This window comes from Agrobacterium sp. GD03872 (assembly GCF_029840625.1).
GTDB lineage: Bacteria > Pseudomonadota > Alphaproteobacteria > Rhizobiales > Rhizobiaceae > Agrobacterium > Agrobacterium fabrum_A.
The window spans coordinates 1-16,987 of sequence record NZ_JAOCCY010000010.1 but is presented as its reverse complement, the minus strand read 5'-3'; the positions used below and the strand labels follow the sequence as shown (position 1 = coordinate 16,987).

At 58.7% G+C, this 16,987-nt stretch carries 14 protein-coding genes and 2 pseudogenes; 8 read left to right on the top strand and 8 right to left on the bottom strand.

Annotation, left to right across the window (positions count from 1 at the left end):
• Positions 1–231: 231 nt before the first annotated feature.
• From N5D22_RS19160 to N5D22_RS19150, 3 genes are read left to right on the top strand one after another with little or no spacing between them, the layout of a single operon-like run.
• On the top strand, positions 232–1,467 hold the full coding sequence (locus tag N5D22_RS19160; protein WP_279657321.1) for a tyrosine-type recombinase/integrase: 1,236 nt from the start codon (positions 232–234) through the stop codon (positions 1,465–1,467).
• Positions 1,464–2,426, top strand: coding sequence for a tyrosine-type recombinase/integrase (locus tag N5D22_RS19155; protein ID WP_279657320.1), 963 nt, complete (start codon positions 1,464–1,466; stop codon positions 2,424–2,426). Before N5D22_RS19160 ends, N5D22_RS19155 begins: the two co-directional genes overlap by 4 nt.
• Positions 2,419–3,423: a tyrosine-type recombinase/integrase gene (locus N5D22_RS19150; RefSeq protein WP_279657319.1), complete on the top strand. Its 1,005-nt coding sequence runs from the start codon at positions 2,419–2,421 to the stop codon at positions 3,421–3,423. The genes N5D22_RS19155 and N5D22_RS19150 overlap by 8 nt, the downstream gene beginning before the upstream one ends.
• Positions 3,424–3,490: 67 nt before the next feature.
• On the opposite strand, the gene N5D22_RS19145 is transcribed toward N5D22_RS19150, so the two are convergent.
• The gene (locus tag N5D22_RS19145) at positions 3,491–3,658 is read right to left on the bottom strand and encodes a hypothetical protein (RefSeq protein WP_279657318.1); all 168 of its coding nucleotides are present in this window, start codon (positions 3,656–3,658) and stop codon (positions 3,491–3,493) included.
• Between the two features lie 516 nt (positions 3,659–4,174).
• On the opposite strand from N5D22_RS19145, the pseudogene N5D22_RS19140 reads away from it, so the two are divergent.
• Positions 4,175–4,792, top strand: a pseudogene (locus N5D22_RS19140) (methyl-accepting chemotaxis protein); the annotation flags it as partial.
• Positions 4,792–5,271, top strand: a complete 480-nt coding sequence (locus N5D22_RS19135) for a chemotaxis protein CheW (protein WP_279657422.1) — start codon at positions 4,792–4,794, stop codon at positions 5,269–5,271. The pseudogene N5D22_RS19140 and the gene N5D22_RS19135, both read left to right, overlap by 1 nt.
• Before the next feature lie 163 nt (positions 5,272–5,434).
• Here N5D22_RS19135 and N5D22_RS19130 read toward each other — a convergent pair whose 3' ends face one another.
• The 6 genes and pseudogenes from N5D22_RS19130 to N5D22_RS19105 form a co-directional block, all read right to left on the bottom strand.
• Positions 5,435–6,121 (bottom strand): Abi family protein, encoded by a 687-nt coding sequence (locus N5D22_RS19130; RefSeq protein ID WP_279657317.1) that lies wholly within the window; start codon positions 6,119–6,121, stop codon positions 5,435–5,437.
• A 113-nt stretch (positions 6,122–6,234) separates the two neighbouring features.
• The gene (locus N5D22_RS19125; RefSeq protein WP_279657316.1) at positions 6,235–6,726 is read right to left on the bottom strand and encodes a helix-turn-helix domain-containing protein; all 492 of its coding nucleotides are present in this window, start codon (positions 6,724–6,726) and stop codon (positions 6,235–6,237) included.
• Between the two features lie 439 nt (positions 6,727–7,165).
• Positions 7,166–8,407, bottom strand: coding sequence for a globin-coupled sensor protein (locus N5D22_RS19120; protein ID WP_279657315.1), 1,242 nt, complete (start codon positions 8,405–8,407; stop codon positions 7,166–7,168).
• 16 nt (positions 8,408–8,423) lie between these two features.
• Positions 8,424–8,615 (bottom strand): annotated as a pseudogene (locus N5D22_RS19115) (transposase); the annotation flags it as partial.
• Between the two features lie 31 nt (positions 8,616–8,646).
• Positions 8,647–11,616, bottom strand: coding sequence for a Tn3 family transposase (locus N5D22_RS19110; RefSeq protein ID WP_100559806.1), 2,970 nt, complete (start codon positions 11,614–11,616; stop codon positions 8,647–8,649).
• A gap of 16 nt (positions 11,617–11,632) precedes the next feature.
• Positions 11,633–12,238: a recombinase family protein gene (locus tag N5D22_RS19105; protein WP_003501158.1), complete on the bottom strand. Its 606-nt coding sequence runs from the start codon at positions 12,236–12,238 to the stop codon at positions 11,633–11,635.
• Between the two features lie 553 nt (positions 12,239–12,791).
• Between N5D22_RS19105 and N5D22_RS19100 the strand changes: the two genes are divergently transcribed.
• From N5D22_RS19100 to catE, 3 genes are all read left to right on the top strand, one after another.
• A complete protein-coding gene (locus tag N5D22_RS19100) occupies positions 12,792–13,295 on the top strand; it encodes a DUF3597 domain-containing protein (RefSeq protein ID WP_072492888.1) in 504 nt (167 codons plus the stop codon).
• Between the two features lie 44 nt (positions 13,296–13,339).
• The gene (locus N5D22_RS19095; protein ID WP_072492889.1) at positions 13,340–13,843 is read left to right on the top strand and encodes a ferritin-like domain-containing protein; all 504 of its coding nucleotides are present in this window, start codon (positions 13,340–13,342) and stop codon (positions 13,841–13,843) included.
• Between the two features lie 75 nt (positions 13,844–13,918).
• On the top strand, positions 13,919–16,069 hold the full coding sequence (gene catE, locus N5D22_RS19090) for a catalase C (protein WP_072492890.1): 2,151 nt from the start codon (positions 13,919–13,921) through the stop codon (positions 16,067–16,069).
• A gap of 465 nt (positions 16,070–16,534) precedes the next feature.
• Here catE and N5D22_RS19085 read toward each other — a convergent pair.
• On the bottom strand, positions 16,535–16,987 hold a 453-nt coding region (locus N5D22_RS19085), incomplete at its 5' end, for an IS3 family transposase (RefSeq protein ID WP_143150021.1).

Here is a 16,987-nt window from a genome sequence, read left to right as displayed (position 1 = left end):
GATCTCAATGAGATCCTCCGGGAACGTATTCATGCTTATGCGGAGATGAGCATAAGCATGAATATGAGCCGTGGTGACTTATGGTCACCTCAGGCTCGATTGCCCTGCTCGGCAGGGCATCCTCGACTTTCAGCTGCACATAATCGGTTCGCTGAGCCTCGGACCCTCAGCGTCGGGCATCGAAGGGAAGGCAACCTCGCAATCGCAACTCTGCGAAAAAGGAGAACGCGATTGCCGACCCCACTCCACCTCCGTCTTCGAACCGAAGACCCGGACAATATTCTTTCGCCGCTCGCCCGAATGGTCCACGACCAATGCGAGCGCCGGAATTTGGACATCAGGCGCAGGCGCCAATATACCGCTGTCGTCCTGCACTTTGGCTATTGGCTCGCCGACCGTGGTGTCGCCATGGACAGCTTTACCACTGACCACGTCGAAAGCTTCCTGGCGGATCACGCAACTGGATGTTCCTGCTCATGCATATGGAAAATGCGCACGGAGGTGGAGGCCATGCGTCGCGCCTTGAACCTCGCCGTCAAAATGAGGGCGCTGCGTTTCATCCCGCCGATAAACCTCACAGCGATCGATCGTGAAGTCCAGGCGTTCGACAAGATGCTGGAAGAGGTCTGGGGCATGTCCGCGGGTTCACGCCGCAAACATCGCGATCTCGCACGGCGGCTGCTGGTCGGCTGCGTGAAAGATGGGCGTGTTGATATGGCCGACCTCACCCCTCTGCATATTCGCCAATTCGTGCTCGCCGGTCGCGGATGGAAGCCTGCCACCATTCGCAGCTATGCGGTGTCTATCAGGTGCTATCTTCGATATAGAACACTCTTGGGCGACGATGTCCGTCAGCTGAAAAAAGCCATCCCAGCACCGGCGATGAAAACGGCGGCGAAGCTGCAAATGGGCTTCAGCTCGGCGGAACTGGAGCGATTGCTGGAGGTCTCGGCAGAAATCGGCCGAACCCGGAAGAGAGTTCATGCCATCGTTAGATGCCTCGCGGACCTAGGGATGCGGTCGATCGAGGTAACCCGGCTGACGCTCGATGACATCGACTGGGAGAACGGCCTGATCTGGGTCCGCTCCAAGTCACGCCGATCAGATCCCATGCCGCTTCCATTTGCGACCGGTGAAGCAATCGCCGACTATATTGTTCACGAGCGACAGGCCACCCAGCGCCGAGAGGTCTTCGTCCGGCATGTGGCGCCGCTGGGAGAGCCAATCACGCCGCGCGCTGTGCAGCGATCAGTGTATGCGGTCTATGACCGATTGGGCTGGGAATGCACCCGGATCCATATCTTTCGCCATACGATTGCGAGCCGACTTGTTAACGGCGCTGTGCCCCTGAAGCAGGTTGCGGACATCATGCGGCACAGGAGTGTGGTGACGACTGCGGGCTACGCCCGCGTCGATCAAAACAGGCTGGCGGCCGTGGCTCTGCCTTGGCCGGGAGCGAGCGCATGACCTGGTCCGCTACGATGTTGTCTCGCGCCGAGGCCTACCTCGCCTATCGCCGAAGCCTTGGCTTCAAGCTCAGAATCTCGGGGAGACAGATCACCTCCTTTGCCCGATATGCCGACGACATAGGACACGAAGGGGCGCTCTCGTCTGATATCGCGCTTCGCTGGGCGAAGGCCGGTGCGACAGTTGCCGACCCCTTCACCTGGGCAAAACGCCTAGAGGTGTTGAGGCCATTCGCGGCCTTTCTCGCGGCAGAGGACGGCGGAACCACGTTCCCGGCTACCAATCCGTTCGGTCGCACAAAGCGTCGGCTCGCACCGCACATCTTCACGATGGAGGAGATCAAGGCGATCGTCGAAGAGGCGCACCATATTCGTCGAGTTCAGGCTGCTGGAACGCTTATGATGCCCGCCCTAATCGGCCTGCTGGCCTCCACCGGAATGCGGATATCTGAAGCGCTGGGTCTACAGATCCGGGATCTGGACCTCGAGGCCGCGCAGATCCTGGTGCGGGAAGCCAAATATGGCCGCCAGCGCCTTGTTGCCCTCCATCCGACGACCGTTGCTGCGATCGGGACCTTCCTCGAGCGACGAGACGTATTATTCCCATCGACGCCCGCCGCCTTCGTCTTCATGAGCGAGCTGTCCGGCGAAAAGCTCAACTACTCGAATGCTTGGCACGCCTGGTTCCGGATAACCCAGAGGCTAGGTATCCAGCCGCGCGGGGGCCACCCTTTCGTGCGCATCCATGATCTTCGACACAGCTTCATATGCCGCCGCCTGATCCTCTGGCAGCAAAGCGGAACGGAGATCGACGCGGCGATGATGATGCTGTCTACCTATGTCGGCCACGCCAATCTGCTCGATACCTACTGGTATATCGAGAGCGTGCCCGAACTCATGGCAATTGCCGGCAGTCGCTTCGAAGGTGCCGCTCTCGTTGGAGGCGACTTCGATGACTGATACCACACCTTCCTTTCCAACACTGCTGCAACGATTCTTCGTTGATCATCTGCGCCACCAAAGGGCGGTGAGCCCTTGCACAGTCGCGGCCTATCGGGACACGTTCAAACTCCTGCTTGGGTTCACGGAGAAGCGGATCGGCAAATCCCCTACGAACCTGACCTTGCTCGACCTCAACGCCGACCTGATTCTGGCTTTCCTCGATCACCTCGAGCGTGATCGCGCCAATAGCGTCAGGAGCCGAAACGCACGGCTTTCGGCAATCCGGGTGTTCCTTAAATATGCCGCGCATGAGGATCTGTCTGCACTCGCGGTCATTGAACGCAGCCTCGCTGTCCCGCAGAAACGGCATGACAAGCAAGTGCTCGGATACCTGACCCGGCCCGAAGTGGAAGCGGTCATCAATGCGCCCGATCCGAAAACCTGGGCCGGCAGGCGTGACCGAGCCCTGTTTGCGTTCCTCTACAATACCGGCGCGCGTGTGTCAGAAGCTATCGATCTTCAGGTCGGGAGCGTCATTTTGGAGACAGCACCGGTGGTCCACCTGCATGGGAAGGGGCGAAAGCGCCGGAGCGTGCCGCTCTGGAAGGAAACAGCACGAACGCTGAAGCAATGGATGCAGGATCTTAATGATCGTAGCGCGGATGCTTACCTCTTTCCCAACAGTTCGGGTGGGCGCCTATCCCGATCCAGTGTCAGGCAACGCCTCGACCTCGCCGTCGATGTTGCCGGCGTCGTCGTTGCATCAATCAGGTCAAAGTCGATATCGCCGCATACCTTCCGGCACTCGACGGCGATGCACCTGCTGCAGTCCGGCGTCGATCTAACGGTGATCGCGCTTTGGCTCGGACACGAGGATATAAGCACGACCCATGTGTACATGGAGGCCGATCTTGCGATGAAGGAAGACGCGCTCAGCCGGCTTCAGCCGGTCAACGCCGTAGGTGTTAGGTACCGGCCGCCCGATAAGCTGATGCACTTCCTGCAATCGCTTTGATTATGTGCAGCTTGTGAGCCGGCAGCCACCCGCTTGTTCGGGTGGCTGGTTGCGGCCTGAGCATAATCTAGAAGGGCTCATATTCGTTGACGATCTCAAGATCGTCGTCATCATCGAGTTCGTCGCTCGGAAGGACGCCGAACTCGTCGCCGGATTTGAAAAGAGTGACCGGCACCATAAGAGTGCGAGAGAGCGCGTAAGCGTGCGATTGAGCGAGTGAAAGATCGTGTGCCATTTGAGAACCTCCATCTGGAAGCGGGTCAATTCCCGCTGATGGGTCCTCAAGGAACCGGGAACGGTCGCGGTCACCGCGCAGGCGAAGCCAAGCGGCCGCAGCTTGCTAGCGGACCCTCAATGGGTTGATCGTCGGAGATCCGGACCCGGTTCAGGACGCCATCAAAAAAGCGGGATTGAGCTGCTTCGAGATTGAGGTCGGACGCAACGCTTTCATTGCCAATCGGCTTCGAAAGAGCCTTTCGGTCTGCGCCGCAATAGTAGTCGACTGGTTGGCGCAGGCAATGTGATAAGCGGTTTATAAAACTTGACTATGAATGACATGTTTTGATCATAGCGAGAATGAAAGTCGAACATGTCGAAAACGGCTTGTGGCGCCCGTTGCACTGAGCAATTTCCACAACGGGCGGCTTTACTGGTCAAGGACGGAACTGAATAGGGTTTTGCTGCTCAGCGCAACCGCGGTATGCCACGTCCAGGCAGCAACCAACCAAACAATCTGAAATTGTGCAACGGTGTCATCGGCGTCATCGACGAGATTGCGTTCCAGACAAACCTGCTGGCGCTCAACGCCGGCGTGGAGGCCGCCCGGGCGGGCGAAGCCGGCAAAGGCTTTGCCGTCGTCGCCCAGGAGGTTCGAGAGCTGGCGCAGCGTTCGGCCAAGGCCGCGAAGGAAATCAAGGACCTGATCAACACCTCCAACGGACACGTGAAGAGCGGCGTCGATCTCGTCGGCAATACCGGCAAGGCGCTTCAGGAGATCGTGAGCCAGGTCGTCCAGGTGGACAGCAACGTTGGCGCGATCGTCGAAGCCTCCAAGGAGCAATCGACCGGGCTGAAGGAAATCAATACGGCGGTCAACACGATGGACCAAGGCACGCAGCAGAACGCGGCGATGGTCGAGGAAACCAGTGCGGCAGCTCACAGTCTGGCGCGTGAGGCGGAAAAACTCTTCGAATTGCTCGGGCAATTCAATGTCGGAACCGGCACGGTAAGCCAGCGTTCGGCACCCGCTGCCTCTCATTCTGCGTCTCGGCCGGTGCCATCGCCGGCGCGTCAGATGACGGCAAAGGTCGCGCAAGCTTTCAATGGCAATGCTACCCTCAAGAGCGGTGACGCATGGGAGGAATTCTGATGTCACGAGAAGAACCTTTCATCGGACTTGAAAACGATCAGATCGAGATCATCGCGTTTCGCCTGCAGGGGCAGGAATTCTGCGTCATGACCAAGACCATTCGCGAGATCCGCGGCTGGTCGCCCTGCACGCCGGTCCCGCAATCGCCGTATGAGGTGCTGGGCGTGATGAACCTGCGTGGCATCGTCATCCCGATCATCGATCTTGCCAGCAAGCTTGGAATGGCGCCGACCACGCCGAGCGAGCGTAGCGCGATCGTGGTCACGGAGATCCACACCATGGTGGTCGGCCTGCTGGTGGACCAGGTTTCCGACATCCTGACAATCAAGGGCTCACAGATTCAGCCAATCCCGGATGTGGCCTCCACCTTCAATGGCAGTTTTTCGGATGGCATCATCACGCATGAAAGCGGGATGATCTGCTTCTTGAATCTGGCGCGGATGTTCCGGAGCGACAGTGTCAGTGCCTACGCGGCCTGAGAGATTAGCGTGCCCATGTTCGTACAGCCCATATTGAAAGGATCGACTCACTCTCGTACTCGAAAAGCACGATCCGGCATTCGAGAGGAGACGCGAGTGGCGGCGCTTTGAGACCAGGCTACCATCCAAGTTTAGGGCAGGATATCCCCGGAGGCAAAAACAGCTACCCTTGGTGCGCCTCCTGTTTCTCGATAGTGGCGAGAAATATGCCTTCGACGGGATACAGGCTTTCGAATCTGCAATAGGCACGGCACCAATCGGCCGCGACCGGAGAAAGCCAGATGATCAGTTGCAAGATATTGGCGTAGTGCTTGCGCAGATCCCAATAGAGCACGGTCTCATGATGAGCGAGGCGATTTCGGAGCGTGCGGATGGCGCCGAGTGATTTCGTGAAATCCTTGCGGCGAAGGCCCTTGCCGTCCTCACGCCGGGCGATGTCCTTCAGGGTCTTCTGCCAAAGGTTCTCGTATTCCCTGCCGAGCATGGCGGTCCAGAAACCGAAGGTAAGGGCAGCGACGATCCGGGCAGGGGTGTCAGCCTTACCCTTCTCGGCGAGGTCCTGGCGGGCTCTGACGAGCATGTCGGCCTGGGTGGGATTGACCTGATGTTCGGGCATGTCGAACCAGTTGTCTCCATGGGCAGCGCTCATGACCTGGTGGATACGGTTCCTCAAAGCCACCTCTAGCATGTGAAGGGGGATCTGCAGGCTCTCGCACAGCAGGGCATTGAGGGTATAGAGGGCTAAAGCCTTGTTGCGGTCGGCGTCTGCCCATGCCAGGTAGGTGCCGAACCTGTCAGCCGACAGGGTGTCCTCGATGCCTGGGTAGGGTATGGTCTCGTCTATGCTCATGGTGGTTATGGGGTTGATTTATGCCCCACCTCTATGTATATCTGTCTGCGTAAACCCCGGTACCGTCTCTGCCCTAGGCATGCGGCCGGGGTAATCTGTATCTAGGACCTGGCCTACTGGTCCTTGGGCCGCTTCCCCTTGGGTGTCTCCACCCGCTTTCTCTCTGCCAGCCTCTTCTTCTTCTCCATATCGAAGTCTGGCTCCAGGTCCTTTATACGCTGGATGAGCCCATCGAGGTGATAGGTGTTGGCACCCCAGTCGCCTGCCGAGGTCTTGTGCTGCACCCTCTGGATCAGACCTGCCTTCTCCAGGGCCTTCATGTTGGGCTTGATGGAGGAAGGCTTGATACCGATCCGGTCGGCGAGCTGCTGCTTGGTCGGGAAAGGAGGGCGATCCGGCGACCAGAAGAGATCGAGCAGGTGCATCAGCAGACAGAACTGCGTGCTGTTGATGCCAAGCCGATGCTGGGAGCGGATGAGGATCGTGGGGATGGCGGCATAGCCATGGCTCTTCACCTTCTTGCCCCAGATCTTGTCGAAACTACTGGGAGCAGGCTCGGCGGATTTCGTCGGAAAGGCGACGACAGTACTGTCTTGATTGGTCATTGGAATTCTCGCAAACGGTGAATGTAGCGAGAATGTGAGGGAAGACGGCCGCGGCTTCAATAGGCAGTCCTGAAGCAGGTAGGCCAGAATTCTACCGCACCTGCCTACTCATGTTTCGTCTACCTGGCCCATAGCGCTGCTTCATTACGCTACTTAGTGGTCATGTTTTGATCCCCACCTGGGTCGGATCGATAGCCCACCGTAGGGTAATAGTTTCACCTACCCCAAACGCATTTTCTTCGAAAAATGCGGCTTATTGCAGACTTTGTAGCAAGATTCCAGCAGTTCAGCCAGCTGTACGAGAGCATTGGAGGAGTATAGCGGGAGGGATGGTGAGCACGAGAGGCGGGGCGAGGGCGCCTCTCGTCTGGTTTTGCCGGATGGTCCCCCGCCGAAAACAGCCCTTGGACAAAGACACTGCAAAAACCGTCGCGGAAAACTAAGCGCGTCGGAAAACGTGCACATTGCCGGAAAACGGAGGCTGATCCTCGTCAGCTGCCGAGATACGACTTGCGGTCTTAAATTCCGCAAGCATCTGCGAAATTCTGCTGACCTCTCCAACGAGGGCATGCGTGGCCGCGGTTGTTTCCTCAACCATGGCCGCATTCTGCTGTGTGTTTTGATCCGATGCGTTGACTGCGGCGCTGATCTCGCGAAGGGCAATGGCCTGTTCCCGAGACGAGTCGGCAATTGCGACGACATGCTGGTCTATTTCCGGGACTTCCTGAGAAATCTCCGTGAGGATGCCACCGGTTTCGGTCACAAGATTTACGCCCGCCTTCACGTGCTCTGCGGAACTTCCGATCAATTGCTTGATCTCTTTGGCGGCGCGTGCGGATCGTTGCGCAAGTTCACGGACTTCCTGGGCGACGACCGCAAAACCCTTTCCGGCCTCGCCGGCGCGCGCTGCTTCCACACCGGCGTTAAGAGCCAGCAGATTGGTCTGGAACGCGATCTCGTCAATGACGCCAATGATGTTGCTGATCTCGGAGGATGAGTTTTCAATAGCAGTCATCGCATTGACGGTCTCACTGACGACCTCCCCTGAACGTTCCGCACGGGCCTTCGTCTTTCGAATCAGTTCGCCTGCTTCCCGCGTTCGACGACTGCTCTCCGAAACAGTCGTTGTAATCTCCTCCAACGCAGCGGCGGTTTCTTCCACGGAAGCCGCTTGCCTTTCTGTGCGTCGGGCCAGGTCTTCAGACGAAGTTTGGAGCTCTTGTGCGCTGGCCTGAATTTGATCAGCCGCCGCGCTGATCGAATTGAGGGTTCCGGCCAGTTGGGACAGTGCATTGTTGAAGTTGTTGCGCAAAGCCTCGTATGCTTCCGGCAGCTCTCCCGTAATGGCCACTGAGAGATCCTTTTGCGCTACGCGCGCCATGGCTTCTCCGAAGAGGCGCGTGACGAGCGTGCGCTCCGCCGCTATCGCTTCAGCCTGAGCGATCTGTTTCGCCCGTTCTGCTTCCTCGATGTAGACGGATATGGCGAGGTCCATATCGAGAAGCACCGCCTTCACGAGGCTGCCAAGTGCCTTGGCAAGATCGCGTGTCCGTTCCTTGCCTTTGAAAAAATGGCGCGTTTGTTTCTCCAGGATCGTCGTTTGGATCAGATGATCGAGAACTACGGCGTAACCACCGATATACCATCGTGGCTCGAGGCCGATCCTCGTGTCGCTTTCCATTTAATTAGGTTCTTCCTCACTTTGTGTGGAGCCGCGGCAGCATTCGTGCCTTCAGCAATTCAGGGCCTGCCCGACCGTACATTGCTCGCTTGAGGGTCTTGAGGCGGTTGATCTGGCCTTCGGCCTGCCCGTTGCTCCAGGGCAGCTCGATGGCGTTGTTGACGGCATCGATGTCCCTGCGAAGGACGCGAGCGAACCGCATGATAGGGGCTCCGTGGGCATTTCTACATTAATACACGCTAAGGGAATTTGAAGTTGTTTGGATTGAAGCGGTTAGCCCGGATTGGCCTGAAGCGTTCGAGGGGTCGGTCAATTTCGTTCCAGAGGTAGTCGCCGGTGAGCGCGATATGCGCCCATGGTAGTGGTGCGACCTGGGAGAGCAGCTCGTCCGGAATGATAATACCCTGACTGCTGATATAATCGACAGCACGGCTGAGATAGACAGTGTTCCACAGGATGATGGCGTTGACGACGAGGTTAAGACCGGACGCGCGGTAAGCCATGGTTTCGGCGACGCGGTTGCGCAATTCGCCGAGCTGGTGGAGGAAGATGGCGCGTGCGAGAGCATGACGGCTTTCACCCTTGTTGAGGATCGCATGCGATCTGCGGCGCAGTTTCGTATCGAGCAGCCAGTCGCAGATGAAGATCGAGCGTTCTATCCGGCCCATTTCGCGCAGGGCCTGGTTCAGCCGGTTTTGTCGCGGCGACGCTGCCAGCTTCTTGAGGATGACGGAAGGCGGCACCAAACCTGCAGCGATCGAAGCCTTCAGCCGCAAGACCTCATCCCAGTGGTGCTCGACGACATCCATGTTAACGGTTCCAGCGATCAGCGCGTCGAGCGGTTCGTAAGCCGGATCGCGATCAATGACAAAGAGCCTGCGATTGCCGAGATTGCGGATACGGGGAATGAGCCTGTAGCCAAAGGCGTGGAACATGGAGAACGTCGTTTCGGTGGCGCCAGCGGTATCGGTTGCGTGCTCATAGATTTCGACGGAGCTTTCGTTGTGAAGGAGGCCGTCGAGAACGTAGGGGGCTTCGCCCTCGGATGCCTGGATCATGCGGGAGAAGAAGGAAGCAAAACGGTTGGACAGGAAGCCATAGATCGACGCCCCCGGTCGCTTGCCGTATTTTGCATTGTAGTCGAGGCTGGCTTCGCCACGCCCGCCAGCCGGAAAGAACTGTCCGTCCGAGGAGGAGATATGGCCGTCACCCCAGATCGCGGCAAAGGGATGGGCCTGCTGCGCATCGACCAGCACGGCGGTCGCCGTGGCGTAGGTTTCCGATCGCATATGCCTGTCCACCATCAGCATCATCTGGTGGATCGTGACGCCGCGTGAGCTTTCCGCCATACGTTCGGCTCCGGCATTGGTGGCGTCGGCAAGGATCGCTGCCATCAGCGCTGCCTCGTCGTTTGCCGTCTCACCGGTACGATAATGCGTGAAGCTGTCGAGGAATTTGGTCCAGCTTTGCACCTCGGCAAGCAGGCTGGTGATCCTGATCCGTGGCACCAGAACATATAGTCGGCGGCTGAGCGCGACGATGCTGTCGCGCTCCTCCTCGCGGATCGGCGAGATCGACAGGCCCTTGTCGGAAATCGCTGCATCCGGAATAGCATTGGCAGCCGCCGCCTTTGCCAGCTCTTTCAGCTTCTCATCGAGCGTGGCGGTCCGTTCTGCTCGCCATTCGGCAAAGCTGTCGGGGAGTGCGAGCCCGAGCCGCCCCTCGGCGCGCATCAGCTCGAAGATCGGCCGAGGCAGAAGATAATCCTCGAAACTGCGCCATGCCCGGCTGCCTTCGACCCAGATGTCACCGGCCCTCAGACGCTCTCGCAGGTGAACGAGGACCGCCACTTCCCAGGCGCGCAGGTCGATATCGGCACTGTTCGGGCGCACGCAGCGTCGCCATTTGCGGGTCAGAAAGGCGAGCGGCACCTGCGCCGGCAATTTCCGGCCGCCATAGAGCGCGCGCAGATGGTCCACTGCTACAAGGATCGGATCATCAGCACGAAACGACCGGAACGAGAACGTGCGGAACATCAGTCTGCCCAGCTTGCGCAACGATTTGTGCCGCTTGATGAGCTCGTCGAATTCGTTACTGCGATCAGGGTGGACGACAGATCTGGCTGCCGCCATGCTGGCGACCAATCCGTCCCAGCCGAGGGAGGCTGCGATCGCCGATGCAAGATCGGTTTTGCTCGCACGAGCGGCCAGAAGCGCCTCGCCGAGCTTGAGATGCTCAAGCGCCACCCCATCAAGAACCTCGGCCTCTTTTAGCCGGCGTTCCGTGCGGCTGATCTCGGCCTTGCGGCGGTTGCTCCCAATCATTTTGCAGAACATGTCGATCGTCAGGTCGGTGATCGACGCCTGTCTCTCGATGACGAAGGCGGCCAGCGTGGCGTAGCGACGTTCGGATGTCAGGCGTCGTATCTCCCGGGCATGCAGAATGCGTGCATCCCTGGCGATGATGCCGTAGCGATTGGCATGGATCGTCTTGCGACGGTCGTCGGGAATGGCGGCTGAGCGCAATACCTCGAGGCGGGCGATCAAGTCTTTGAGGTTCTTCAGCTTCGCCCCTTCAGGTGCTTCCGCAATCCAGCCAAGGTGGCTCCGATCGCCGGCCCGCTCAGCGAGGAGCTGATCAAGCGCCTCGATCGAAGGCTGCTCCAGATCCCGGATCAATTCGCGATAGGCTTGTCGACGCGCCGCCGCCCGGCCGGCCAGTGCCAGACGGATCAGCAGCTCCGGCATAGGAACGAGCAACTTTCGTTCCTTCAAGGCTTCGATCACGGCCTTGGCGATCGGCGCACCTTGTTCAGTGGCCGCCGCCTCGCGTGCCGCCGCCGTTATCAACTCGCGATAGTCACTCGTCCGGACAGGCTGAAGCTCCAGTGCAGAGACGATCTCGCGCGCGTGTTCCCGGCGCGTTTCGTCGCGCTGGGCGTAGAACTCGAACACTGCAGGGTCGATGCCCAGCTGGTCGGCGACAACAGAGACAACCGCCTGAGGTGGAACTTCGCCTATTCGCAGCAGACGGCCCAGATCACGCACCAGTGCGAGTTGGATCGCAAAGCCAAGCCGATTATGCGACCGGCGATGTTCCTTGACGAAGACAATATCCTCGGAAGTCAGTGCATAGCGCGCTTGCGCATCTTCATAAGCTTCGGGTGGTTCGAATAAAACGGCACGCGATTGCTCATCGAGAAACGCCATCAGCCACGGTCACTCGTCAAACTACGGTTTCGGGCGTGCCGGTCTTGCCGGGGCCTGTCCATCCAGTCCGCTTCAACGTGTCGATCAAGGTCGAGCGCGCCACCTTGAACGTCCGGCACACGGACGCCTTGCTGGCGCCAGCTTCCAAAGCAGCTAGAACCTGCTCGACCTTTTCCGCATCGATCGTTGGAGGTCTCCCGCCCTTACGGCCACGTCGGCGAGCCGCCGCCAGGCCGGCATTGACCCGCTCGGTGATCAGCACTCTCTCGTATTCTGCAAGCGAGCCGAACAGGTTGAACAGAAACGCGCCGTGCGAATTCGTGGTGTCGATCGCCTCCGTGAGAGATCGGAAGGCGACACCACGTTCCTTCAAATCCTCGACGATGCGGATCAAGTGGGAGAGTGACCGGCCTAACCGATCTATCTTCCAGACGACCAGGACATCGCCTTCGCGCAATTCGCCGAGGCATGCCTTCAGACCCGGCCGGTCATCACGCGCTCCGGAAGCGCGATCCTGATGGAGATGGCGCTCATCGACCCCGGCCGCGAGCAGGGCATCGCGCTGCAAGGCAACCGACTGGCGCTCGTCACTACTCGATACCCGCATGTAACCGATCAACATGTGCGACAAACCTCAAATCAGGTGTTGCCGCACAGCCTAACATTCCGACAGGGTTTGTCGCGCAAAAAATGGCCCTATTGCGTGGCCAGTTTGCCCCGCGATCACGGTGAGCGGAAATCATGTGTTTCCCGTCACCTGCAAAATGCCCTTAGCGTGTATTAATGTAGAAATGACCACAGAGCCCCACTTAATGACGCCAACGCGGCGGGACCCGAATTGCTCATGGATCCACGCATTCTATTAGGCATCACACCGATACAAAGGTTGCTTATCCCGGAAAAAGAATCCGTGAAAGAACAAGCGGACCACCGCGCACTAAGCAGCGTGCACCGCGGCTGCCCACCTCGCCCTTCGAACCGGGCCGCCTCGCGCTGGGCGACCAACGCGAAAGAATATTTGCTCCCAAGCCTGGGGCACAAGGAACTGCGATTTGTTCGCTGCGTTAATCGGCGGGGCGACAGCACATCAACTTTTCGCGACGGCCGGGTACATATGCGTGCTGCAGCTTACGAGTGGATCGAGCGCCCTGACCAGCTCATAGCAGGAGGAATGAATGAGCATCTTCGACCGCATCAAGGACGCAATTTTTGGCGAAGCAAATGCCGCGCCCGCCCCGCAAGCGTCAAGCACGGCCTCTTTGGCACCGTCATCTTCAGCCGCGCCTACCACTCAACCACCCGCACTGTCAGAGACTGCGGCCAACCCGGCTATAAGCCAGCCCGCCCCGCCCGCAGCACAGACTGCGAACCCTGCGCCGCAATTAGACGGAGGCGTTTCTTCCGGCTCAAATTCTCGGGCTCCAATCGACGTCGAATCCATACTCAACGAAGCGGCGAAGAAGTCTGGCCAAAAGCTCGACTGGCGGCGCTCAATTGTTGACCTGATGAAGGCTCTCGGCATGGACGCCAGCCTTGAGGAGCGCAAGGAGTTGGCGCAGGAACTAGGCTACACCGGCGACGCCGATGGCAGCGCGAAAATGAACACGTTTCTTCACAAGGCTCTCATGAAGAAGCTGTCGGAAAACGGAGGAAAAGTCCCCGCCGACCTGCTTGACTGAACCAAACTCTTAGACCTGATCTTGAACCACAAGGGAGAATTGAAATGGCAGCCACCAAGACACTCGACGACTTGTTCCTCGACACTCTCAAAGACATCTACTTCGCAGAGAAAAAGATCCTGAAGGCCCTTCCGAAGATGGCCCGCGCCGCCAATTCGGAAGAAGGGAAGGCAAGCTTCCTGCAGCACCGCGACGAGACCCAGGGCCAGATCGAACGCTTGGAAGAGGTCTTCGAACTGCTCGGAAAGGCGGCGCGCGGCAAGACCTGCGAAGCCATACAGGGCATTATTGCCGAAGGCGAAGAGATCATCGAAGAGTTCAAGGAGTCTCCGGCTCTGGATGCAGGGCTCATCTCATCCGCCCAGGCAGTCGAGCACTACGAGATCGCCCGTTACGGCACGTTGATCGAGTGGGCCAAACAGCTTGGTCTGAAGGACGCCGTACCCCTGCTGGAGGCGAACCTCGCCGAGGAGAAAGCGACAGACGAGAAGCTCACGCAGCTCACAAAGGCCTCTGCGAACGCCAAGGGCAAAAGCAATGCTTCCTGAGGTCCCAGTGCATTATTCAAGGCCGTCCCACAGGGGCGGCCTTTTTGTATCCAGCCATCACCAAAGGGGATAACCATGGCAAAGCGTACAAAACGGGCGACCCGCTCGACCTCTTCCACGGACACTGTCACCATCCATGATCAGCAGCTTCACCGAGGCGCGGGCGGCGAACTCCACCAGATCGCTGAGGACGGTGCCGACGTGTTGACCACGTCGCAAGGCGGACCAATCGCCGACGACCAGAACTCTCTTCGGATCGGCGCCCGCGGTCCGCTGCTGATGGACGACTTCCATTTCCGCGAGAAAATCTTCCACTTCGACCACGAGCGAATTCCGGAACGCGTGGTTCACGCACGTGGCTATGGCGCCCACGGCTTCTTCGAAACCTATGAATCCTTGTCCGACGTCACCCGCGCCGACATCTTTCAGCGCGCAGGCGAGAAAACGCCTGTCTTTGTCCGCTTTTCTACTGTCGCCGGCAACAAAGGTTCTGCCGACCTCGCCCGCGATGTCCGCGGTTTCGCCGTGAAGTTCTATACGCAGGAAGGCAACTGGGATCTCGTCGGCAACAACATCCCTGTCTTCTTCATTCAGGACGCAATCAAGTTTCCGGACTTAGTACATGCCGCAAAGCAGGAGCCGGACCGGGCCTTCCCCCAGGCGCAGACCGCCCACGACAACTTCTGGGATTTCATCAGCCTTACGCCGGAAAGCATGCACATGGTCATGTGGATCATGTCCGACCGCACCATCCCACGATCCTTCCGTTTCATGGAGGGGTTCGGTGTACACACCTTCCGTTTCGTCAATGACAAAGACGAGTCCACGTTCGTCAAGTTCCACTGGAAGCCAAAGCTCGGCCTCCAGTCGGTTGCGTGGAACGAGGCAGTCAAGATCAACGGCGCCGACCCCGACTTCCATCGTCGCGATCTCTGGCAGGCGATCCAATCCGGCAACTTTCCGGAATGGGAACTCTCTGTGCAGCTCTTTGATCAAGAGTTTGCCGACAACTGGGACTTCGACGTCCTCGATCCGACGAAGATTATTCCGGAAGAGTTGTTGCCGGTAAAACCAATCGGCCGTCTCGTGCTCGACCGCATGCCGGACAACTTCTTCGCGGAGACCGAGCAGGTCGCGTTCATGACGCACAACGTTCCGCCGGGGATCGACTTCAGCAACGACCCTCTTCTTCAGGGCAGAAACTTTTCCTACCTCGACACGCAGCTCAAGCGGCTTGGCGGACCGAATTTCACGCACCTTCCCATCAACGCACCAAAGTGTCCCTTCCACAACTTCCAGCAGGACGGGCACATGGCGATGCGCAACCCGGTCGGCAGGGTAAACTACCAGCCGAACTCGTTCGGGGAAGGTCCCCGGCAGGCCCCGTCCCGAGGATACCGCCACTTTCTGGCCGAGGAGAACGGCCAGAAAGTGCGGCTGCGTCCGGAAAGCTTCGGCGACCACTATAGCCAGGCCCGCCAGTTTTTCCTCAGTCAGACGCCGCCCGAGCAGCGGCACATCGCGATGGCACTCACGTTCGAGCTAAGCAAGGTCGAGACCGTCGCTATCCGCGAACGGATGATCTCGCACCTGCTGAACATCGACGAGACGCTCGCCACCACCGTTGCCCAGAAGCTCGGAATCCAGACAATGCCTAAGCCCGCCGACGCTGCCATGCCCACACGTCAGGATCTGGAGCCGTCTCCCGCGCTTAGCATCGTGCAAGGCGGACCGAAGCGGTTTGAGGGCCGCAAACTCGGCGTGCTTGTAACGGATGGCGTCGATGCAAAGCTCCTCAAGAAGCTGATGATGGTGATCGAGAAGGAGAAGGCTTTGGTTGAGCTGATTGCGCCGAAGATCGGAGGCGTGACCGCGTCCGATGGGACCTGGATAGAGGCGCAGCACATGATCGACGGTGGCCCCTCGGTGCTGTTCGACGCCGTCGCCGTCCTCGCGGCTCCGGGCGCAGTTGAGGATTTGGTGAAGGAGGCGACAGCACGGGACTTCGTGGCGGACGCATTCCAGCACTGCAAGTTCATCGGCTACGACGAGAGCGCTTTCCCGCTTCTCGTCAAGGCTGGAATCACCGACGATCTCGACGAAGGCACGATCGCACTTCCCGGTGAAGGGGGGGTTGCCGCTTTTGTATCCGAACTTGGGAAGTTGCGGGTGTGGGGCCGGGAACCTGCTCTTAAGCTCGGCAAAGCCTCGCCTCCGGTCGAGTGAAGTTCAGGCGCGGACCTCGTGTCCGCGCCGTTCTCTCTAAACGGTGAGGGACGAGATAGTTGTTTCCAATGTTGGCGTTCCATGGAACGACAAACACGCATGAACTAACGCACCCGGAGCCCATAAATGAGGAGTCAGTCTATAAAGTCTCTGCTGGCCGCGCTCGTTGAGCCGAATAACATCGAGACCGGCGGATGGGGACCCGTGCAAATTGGGGTTGGCGCCGTACGGGCGGGCTGGGACATTTATTCGGGCCACTACAGGCTTACAATTCCAAGCCACGGTCTCGGCGGCCGGCTAAATGGCTTTTAGCGCACGGATTGCGACAAGGCTGCCAAGGGGGCGCAGCCGGGCTGATCCTTTAAATCGATGAAGAACAGCTGTTTGAGGAGCTCAACTAGAACGTGATTGACGAGCCTTTGAGATTTGCGGCCTTTGGCCTGCTGCCGGTTTTCGGACACCGAGTTAAGCTAATCCCACCTTGGTTTCAAAGTCATTGGGGCTGAGATAGCCCAGTGTCGAGTGGCGACGCTTCGGATTGTAGAAGCGCTCTATGTAATCGAACACATCCGCTCTGGCGTCATTCCTCGTGCGATAAACCCTGCGTGCTGTTCTCTCCGTTTTCAGGGATGAGAAGAAGCTTTCCATTGCAGCGTTGTCCCAGACATTTCCAGAGCGGCTCATGGAGCAGGTGATGCCGTGGTCGCTCATGAGGCGCTGGAACTGCTCGCTCGTATATTGGCTTCCCTGATCAGAATGATGCAGTAGCGCGTCTGGTTTTCCTCGACGCCAGATCGCCATGATCAGCGCATCTGTGACAAGCTGGGCCGTCATGTTGGCATTCATCGACCAGCCGACGACACGGCGTGAGAACAGGTCAATGACGGCCGCGACATACAGCCAGCCTTCTGCTGTCCA